Below are 8,885 nucleotides of genomic sequence, written 5' to 3' on the forward strand. Positions count from 1 at the left end.
AACCGAGCCTCAAGCGCGTCTACTACATGCCCCGCGGCGCCATTTCCCGAGTTGATGACCAACGTTATGGGGCGACGAAACCAGGCCAGGTCAATAAACCCCAGCAGGTGATCGACGTAGGCCGACAGCACATAGACGCGACGCAGGCTGCCGTGCGCTTGCACCACCGGCAAGAACGCGTTCTCCTCGACTAAATGCTGGATATCGCGCAGACCGGTATCACCGCTGATGGGACGGGACTGCTCGCGCACCAGCTTCATACCGTTATAGTCCATCGGATTATGGCTGGCTGTCACCTCAATCCCGCCGTCCGTCCACCCCCAGATGGGAGGTGGCGAAATAAATCTCTTCCGTGCCGCTCATGCCGATATCTAGGACATCAGTGCCGGCATCGTTTAATCCGCGAGCTAGAGCCTGTTTTAAACCCTCGCTGGTTAAACGCACATCGCCGCCGATAACCATACTGCGCGGCTTGAGCAGCTCACCATAGGCGCGGCCGATGCGATAAGCAATACTCTCGTTGAGCTCTACGCCCAATCTTCCCCAAATATCATAGGCCTTAAAGCAAGATAGAACAGCCATGTTTCCCTCAAAATGTTTTTTTGACAGCAATACCGTTAAGTTAATTCTATCACCTACTGTGATAGCGTCACCAGATAGAATTTTTTGCTGCCCGCCGAGCGGCGGCTTTATCGGCGTTCGTTTCTCGTCCCTGCCATCACGGCATCGCCACTACCCGGCGCGAGAAACCGTCCGAAAGGCCCTAAAGACACGGACACGCAGGAAGGAAAGACGGCATTTCTATCATCAGGGCATTTCATTGCAATCGACACCTGCTCCGCAGGCGAGAGGGTAAAACAGGGTATCTCGGGCCAGATAGCAGATTAATTCTGAAATTCCCTGTCAGTGCTGCGGCGCCTGCAATCAGCAAAGACTGTGGGGATCGCGTAGACGAATGATATCGTCTTCACAGAGACAAGAACCGGATTGGATCTCCAGGAGTTCCAGCGGAATTTTCCCCGGATTTTCCAAGCTGTGTACCGACCCGACGGGGATAAAGGTGGACTGGTTCTCGATCAGCAAATAAGACTTATCCTCCAACGTCACCCGTGCTGTGCCAGATAGTACCACCCAGTGCTCGGTGCAGTGATGATGCATCTGCAGCGAAAACATCCCTCCCGGCTTGACGGTAATGCGATTGACGTTATAGTGCGCTTCATTGACCACCGTATCATTGTTCCCCCAGGGGTGATAGGACTCCTGATGACGGCGATATTCGCTGCGAGCGTGCTTTTTCAGATATTCTACCACTTTCTTGACGTCTTGCACCTCATCCTTATCGACGACCAGCACTGCATCCTTGGTGTTCACAATCACCAAGTTGTTCACGCCGATGGCCGCCACCATTTTCTCATCGGTATTGATATAGCAGTTGGCGGTATTGTGCAGGAAAACATCGCCGGTAAAGGCATTTTGCCTGTCGTCCTTTTGATTGCCTTCCCACAGCGCCGACCAGGATCCCACATCGCTCCAACCGGCATCCAGCGGTACCACCATCGCGTCGGCGGTTTTTTCCATCACCGCATGATCCACCGAATCATCAGGACAGGTGATAAATTCGCCTTTGTTGACGCGAATAAACTCCTGATTACTGTCCGCCTGCGGCAATTCGATGGCCTTTTCACAGGCAGTGAGAATATCCGGGCGGAATTTAGCAAGCTCGCTAAGGTATTTTTTAGCGCGAAACAAGAATATGCCACTATTCCAGTAATATTCGCCGCTGGCGACATAACGCTCCGCGGTCGCCCGATCCGGTTTTTCCACAAACCGATGCACCTGGAAAACCACCGCATCATTCTGTTCCTTACCACGCTGAATATAACCGTACCCTGTCTCCGGTGCACTAGGCACGATACCGAATGTCACTAGATTGCCGTTGCTGGCATAAGGGAGCGCCTGCTGGATAGTGCGATGAAACGCCTTCTCATCTTCAATAACGTGGTCGGCTGCCAGCACTAATAGCAGCGGATCATCGCCGTACACGATGGCGCTCAAGGCGGCCAATGCGATGGCTGGAGCAGTGTTGCGCCCCACCTGTTCTAGGATAATATTCTGCGACAGCTTGTCAATTTGCCGCAGCTGCTCTGCCACCAAAAAACGGTGTTCCTCATTACAAATCACCAATGGCTGACGTGTATTAAGCCCTTCCAGGCGCAGCACTGTTTCCTGCAGCATGGAATGATCGCCATGCAGGGTGAGAAACTGCTTGGGATAAAGCTCGCGCGACATCGGCCACAGACGGCTGCCGATTCCACCAGCCATAATTACGGGAAGTAACATGTTGTCCTTTTCTCTCATAGGATGAATGGGGCTCCGCCAGGCTAACGTCGCGATCGGAATACGTTGCGTACCTAAACGAAGCCACTTTCATCTTTGAGACAAACTATAATAGTTATAGTAAAAAATTACTCTGAGTATACATTAGCACACAACCACAATCAATTGGTTGTACCGCTACGGGCGGGCCACCCGGCTGGGGCAAGAGCCCAACGGCTCCAGGCATCAAGCATCCTTATTGTAAGTGATCTGCCATCCGTCGCCCTTCGTTCAGTGTCGCCCACCGATACCATTAACCATCATCCAAGAGGGATGCTAGTAGAAAGAGGATAGGCCGCGTCTCATGCAGTGTAACTTTTTGCAACCTCCCTTCCCACCGCCGCCGAAAAAATAGCCCCAGAACGGGTGAAGGGGCTAGCCTTCGCCTTGCAGGGCGCGCTCCAGACCATGCCACGGCGTAACGAGACAATTCGCAGATCGGCGACTTGACCCTATTACAGATGAAAAAATGGCCGATAGCGATATCTGCGCGGGTGTTTTCACTGGCTTACGCAGGAGATTATTTCTCATCCGGCAGCGCTTAGGCGGTGGATGATATAGTCCTCCAGTTTAGTGCTGAACGAACAGTGCCTGCCCGCGGTGGTGAAGACATATTGCTTACCATTGACCTCATAGGTCAATGGTTTGGACTGGCTGCTGTCATCAGGCAATAAATAAATAATAGAGACGCTCACCGGGTAATGGCTTATATTCAGGGGGGCTAGACTGGCTGCGCGATTTAGCTTCTCACCCGACTCGCCGCGGGTGGGGGAGCCCGTCAGCAAAACTGTTATCGCTCAGAGTCAGGGTAATAGGGGCTTTGAGCGGCGGCAGCATATAGCCACCAAAGATGTTGACACCATGCAACAGGCTTCGGCGGAGAACAACGCCACATCATCCTATTTGCCGGATAGCATGTTATCTGCAATATATATGAATAAAGAGTCTTGACGCACGGCAATAAATCTGCCCTTGCTTTTGCTGCGCGAGGTCATAGTTATCTTGAAAATGTTGCCTTTGATACTCCACTGCTCTCCTTTCACCGTCACCGCGGCTTTGACAAAATCGCGCGACACCTCAAATATATTTTTCTCTACTTTGCCATTAGATGCATTAAGTGATAAAAAGGTCTGCACTGGCTGGCTAGTGCAGAAGTAATTGGAGGTAAAGTTACTACGGATGTTGGCATATATTGCGATCGGTCCCATCACTATATTTCTGATGAAATCGATACACTGCGCATCCTGCGTATCAAGGAACCGCAATACCGTGGGCTCCAGTAATCATAAAGGTGTTAACGTCGATATGCGCTAAAATAGATTACTTCGGCTTGGAGTGATTATCAAAATAATAGATATTACTACGAATATCTAGCCAGAAAACACTACCCTGATCGGTAGTAGATTTGAAGATATTTTCCACTCTGCCAATTTCGACATAATCATAAATAAATTTAAGATTTATCCTGACAACGGTTATCAGTGGATATTTTCGGATTCGGATATAGTTATTGGAAATTTCCAAAATCAGATTACATTTCTACTCCTTAGCGAAAGTCATACCGCCTAGATTAGAGAGTTTGCTCTTCAGATCGCCTGTGGATATTTTTATATCCTCGCAATGTATCATATTGGTATAATTTCTCTTCACCACGCCCCGGATGCCGTTTCAGTTAATAGGCAGGCAGCAGTTAATAACTATATCATTGATCATAGAGATGTTAGTGTGCGTTTCTCTTTTAATACTAATAATATAGTCGATGACAACGCAATGACTGATCTGCAAACTGCGAGAAGCAGTATCAGTATCTTTATCAGTATGTGGGGTCCAGTCCACTATCGGCGTCCCGACGTTATCTCGTGTTTTTATCAGGAAGCTAAACTCACTCTAAAACCCGATGTAACCGCATAACGTTCCTTTAATTTGTTTTTATTATCTGTCGAAAGAAAATCCACCGTATATTTACTGGTATTCCAAGAGATGCAGATTTGAACCAATCTACTAAAACTTGAATAATAAAAATAGCGCCGACACCATTATCATGGTCCATACGTTTATCGCGTTCCACTATCTGATTGGCTGAGACATGAAAAATGATAGGGTTTTACAAACTAGGTAATAGCTACGCCGGCAGTAAATCTCTCTGCCATAGATATTATAGAATGAAACATTTATGATAACGGTATTCAGGCAATAATTAAGGTACAGAGTGATAGCACCGGTGGAATGGGATGTGGGATGATATTTTTCAATCCCATCGAGGTTGGTACCAACCTGATTAAGCTGACGTGCATAAAAATTCCTCTAGCACAAGAGAATCAATGTATTTTTTAGTGTTCTCCCCTAATAAAGAAAATAGGTACAGCTCAGACATAAAAATTTTTTATTGGGACGATCGGAATGATCGATATTATCAAAGTTAAGAACCGTATTTTTCCTTTGATCGCAGATAGCAAATTTCTTGATGCCGTCAAACCATTTTATCGTCTTGCGCAGGGTACCTAGATTAATGATACTGTAAGGAAATAATAGAGTTCCCCTTTCAGCCACGACATATTCTAGAGCACAGGAAAATGCATTGATACATGCTCTTCTATCATTGTAAAGTTAAAGTGAACATTGAGCATCGATGTTGTGCCGCGCCTGATGCTGCCAGCAACAATCCGTATTAATGAGAAAGACAATGCCATCATCGTCCTTGAGCTCAGTTTTTAACGCGTAAAGCTCACCCCCACCAACCGGTTTTGTCCGGTTGGCGCATATTCCCGATCAATCAAAACAATTTTCTTCCCCTCATGGCCGAGCAGAAAATCTCGTTCAGAGTTTCAATGTAGGGGAAGTGGTCGACATATTGCGTGCCATCAGCGGCGGAGAGTGTATTGAAAATGAATTGGATAAATCCCGCAGAAAAGGATGTAGCATCTGTCGGGGGATGAAGCGTAGGAGGTGGGTGATGACGAGGCTACTTTTTCAGCGGCCTCGCTTTCTTTAGCGCTTAGCTTGGCAATAACAGTAACAACGGTAAAGTACCGATGCTTCGGATTAAAAAATCTTTGTCGTCTAACAAACGACAAAGATTTTTTAATCTTCAGGAGAAAAATTCATAAGCCATCTTAACTCAAAGCGCAATAATTTGACTTACAAACGCCTTCACACAGAATCGACGATCAATAGGCAAGTTTACTTATAAATCCTTTAAAAAGGGTGAAGAAAATAATTTTCAAATCCATCTAAATATTCCATTAACGAATATATTTCAAATCAAATTTGACACTATACTGAATTTTTCTATTGAATCCATTTTTCCTCGCTAACCATTGACCTATACCTAAGATGGTAATACCCGATTTTACTTTATGACACAACATGTAGCCATTAATCAGTCTACGATATTGTTCATTATTGGTAAAGGCATGAGGACTGTTCCCTATAATGGGTATATCCCTTTCAGAACTTTGATAAATTTCGGCAGATCGTCAAGGTATGTATGACATAAAAAACTACAATAGGCGTTAGATACAAATCTCCCCTATTGGCTTGGACAATGGGTATCACTATTATCCATTACGTTCATAGAATAAAATTTCCATACAAGAACAAGTTTACCATCGATACCATACCGTTTATGTCTAAAAATAATTTTGTCATGTGAGGTGAACTTCACTATCAGTGAAATAACCAACAGCACCTATGTGATAAACATTAATATCATCATAGACAAGATAATATATTCGATGCACTTAAGAACCATATCGATAATATTTAATAGCGTGTCGACAATGGATAATACTTTCAGTCCGTTAATATCCTCTGAGTGTGAACTCAGGATGTTGAAGTAAAAATATCTATAATCAACATTATTGAACAAGTGTATCTAAAAGTTCATCGATAAGAGATTTTATTCATCTATGTTGATAGTATATCCTATAGTATTTTTTACAAAATTTCTGGACTGATTGTTTTATTTATATTAACTATTCTCAATTTCCTGATCTTAGGAGGATAATATCAATATTAAGCTACTTCATCAAAATAAAGAAAGTCTTTATTCTGGTGTGCATTTAGATGTTCTCCAAGCTGATTGTATTCATGATTATGGTAGTTATTTTATATTTTACGCTGTTAAGTCTGGCAGCGGTCATTCTCAGATTATTTACTGATACATTGATCAAATTCATTTGTATGCTTTATTTAATAAAGAAGACTGGCATCCTGCCTTTGAATTTTCAGGTGATACGTTTAAATCTGCGTTATAATACGGTATCTTTCAGTTATGATTAAAGATAATTAATCAATTTCGTGCCTAGGCATATTCTTTATTACTGGAAAAATTTCCAGACAGGAAGTGCTGTAGATACACTCACTAGCAAAAGATTTAGTTCTGCAACCATTAAAACTACTGATGTCTGTAATAAATCATCTGACGCTTCCCTCCCTGCTTAAGTGAGAAAAAATTTCATAAATATAACTAAAAATTTATCTTAATTCTATCTTCGCTATTTGTTCCTCTAGAGCACTGCTCTTTGCGCTGAAGGTAGTGAGAATTCTCTATGGCGCACACTATGAGCAGGTTGCAGTACTGATACCTTACATATTGCTGTTTAGCGTCCTAAGGTCCATGGGTAGCTTGATAGGGCAATCACTCAGGAAAATGGTAAAACTATATTGAATTTTATTAAAATATTATTCTGGCGTCGTCATGCTCGGGATTTTGGCTTTGGCCTTGCTGAGAAAAATATCCTCGTCATTACCTCTGCATTGTCTATTTCCCAGGTAACCATCTCGTTCTTTATTTATTCCTTTTTTAATTAAACCTATTGAATTAAACCTATTGTAGATGTAGAGATTTTACTCTACTTACGTAACTTTATAATTAAAGTTATAAATACACTAATAATCTTAATTATCAATAATTATAAAATATATATCAGCTTGTAACCTTTAAACGCTTCCAATGGTCAGTGTTTTTTTGACGGCTAATCTATCTTTATCGTCCCTTTCATACCTGCCATTAGCAAGTTATATTACCCTACGTCAGGATGACCTATTTGTTACTTTGCTCACCACCTCACGCTTTTTTGCTACCGCTATCCTGGTAACACGGTAAAGACGCTTAGCTGCAACGGTCTGCCGTCGACGCTACCATCGATTTGGCGCCTCACCTTTCTCTAGTTTGGCGTTCCCATTCCTTAAGTCTTTTTCGGACTTCATCCTCCAGGTGCTTACGCGGGAGTTGATCCATATTGAGCTGATAATTCAGACCATCCCAGGAACCATAAATCCGCAACGGGATCGCGGTGGAAGTCAGGACACGTACTAGCCGCGGATCTCCTTTCCAGCCCTGCAATACCCGTATCTGTAAATTCACATCGCATTTTCGCTCTGGTAAATTCAGGGTACCATCGCCAATAAGCTCCAGAAATTCGGAATCCCCCTCCAGATCAAAAAGCCGCAGATTGCCCTGGTTAAGGGTAGCGTTAGCGGTAAGCTGGCGCACTTGTGAATAATGCTCGTTGCGTTCCTCGGTCGCAACACTGCCATTAGTGCGCGTTATCTCACTCTGAATTAACTGCGGTATGTTTATCCCTTCTAGTTTGGCGTTATCCAATATTATAGCAGCGGATCCCTGCCAACCGCGGGCAAAATCCATCGCGGTGAAATTATGTCCCCACACCTCTCCTTGCAGGGAGAGGTAGCCGTTCAATGTTTGGGGCAATGCAAACGCTTTCAGCAGCGGGCTGAGCGCGACGCGGGAAAATTTCGGATGCAGATGGAACAGAGGCTGTTTGCCGGTGGTATCCAACGTGCCGGGCAAATTAAACTCCCCTTCGCCAAGTTTGCCGGTAAATGTGTTCAAGCTCAACTGCCCACAGCGGTTGTCCGCCTGCAAATTAAAATCTGTCATTGTCAGACCGTGATAAATGACGTTTTTGGCGTTCAGGCTAAGCTGACCGCTAAAATCATTAAGATTGGACAGATCGTTATCCGTCAGAGCGCTGTTGGCTATTACCGGTCGACCCGTGGTGGCGCTTTGATTCTGCGCCCACGCGTCGTTGCTGTTGGCAGTCGGCTGCAGCCCCAGCAAGGTATCTAGATTTAAGGTCTTCGCAAATAAATCTAGTTGATACATCGGCTCATCGCCCAATAGGGCGCTTATCTGACCACTTAACTCGCTGTCGTTGGCGCTGAAGGTCAATTCACCGAGCGTTAGCGACTGATTGACAGCGGAATAATCGGCATTGAAGGAGCCTTCACCTTCAATGCCCTGCTCCGGCAGGCCATTAGCGCGTAGCCGATAACTGAATTTGTCCATGTGGGCGCTAAACTTGCGCGGGTATTGACTAAGATCCAAACTACCGTTGAGGGAGACCGTCAGATCACGTTGATCGCGATTGAGACGACCAGAAAATTCGATACTTGCTTTGCGTGCATCGTCCTGTTTCATTTGCAAATTCAGGTCGCGTAAATTGAGTTGTTCATTAGCATATCGCTGCCAGATAAGTAAGCTG

The 8,885-nt window shown here is 44.7% G+C and carries 4 protein-coding genes and 2 pseudogenes; all 6 read right to left on the reverse strand.

Going from position 1 to position 8,885, the window contains the following annotated elements:
• Positions 1–582: pseudogene (locus tag BG74_RS18405) on the reverse strand (phosphohexomutase domain-containing protein); the annotation flags it as partial.
• 342 nt (positions 583–924) lie between these two features.
• Positions 925–2,340, reverse strand: coding sequence for a mannose-1-phosphate guanylyltransferase/mannose-6-phosphate isomerase (locus BG74_RS09100; RefSeq protein ID WP_066597988.1), 1,416 nt, complete (start codon positions 2,338–2,340; stop codon positions 925–927).
• Between the two features lie 563 nt (positions 2,341–2,903).
• Positions 2,904–3,029 (reverse strand): annotated as a pseudogene (locus BG74_RS21025) (hypothetical protein); the annotation flags it as partial.
• Between the two features lie 246 nt (positions 3,030–3,275).
• On the reverse strand, positions 3,276–3,641 hold the full coding sequence (locus tag BG74_RS09110) for a hypothetical protein (protein WP_066597991.1): 366 nt from the start codon (positions 3,639–3,641) through the stop codon (positions 3,276–3,278).
• Between the two features lie 2,264 nt (positions 3,642–5,905).
• Positions 5,906–6,064 (reverse strand): sugar transferase, encoded by a 159-nt coding sequence (locus tag BG74_RS19975; protein WP_187202855.1) that lies wholly within the window; start codon positions 6,062–6,064, stop codon positions 5,906–5,908.
• Between the two features lie 1,470 nt (positions 6,065–7,534).
• Positions 7,535–8,885 (reverse strand): outer membrane assembly protein AsmA (gene asmA / locus BG74_RS09130; RefSeq protein WP_187202856.1); only part of this gene is annotated, 1,351 nt, incomplete at its 5' end.

This window comes from Sodalis-like endosymbiont of Proechinophthirus fluctus (genome assembly GCF_001602625.1).
In the GTDB taxonomy this organism is placed as follows: Bacteria; Pseudomonadota; Gammaproteobacteria; order Enterobacterales; family Enterobacteriaceae.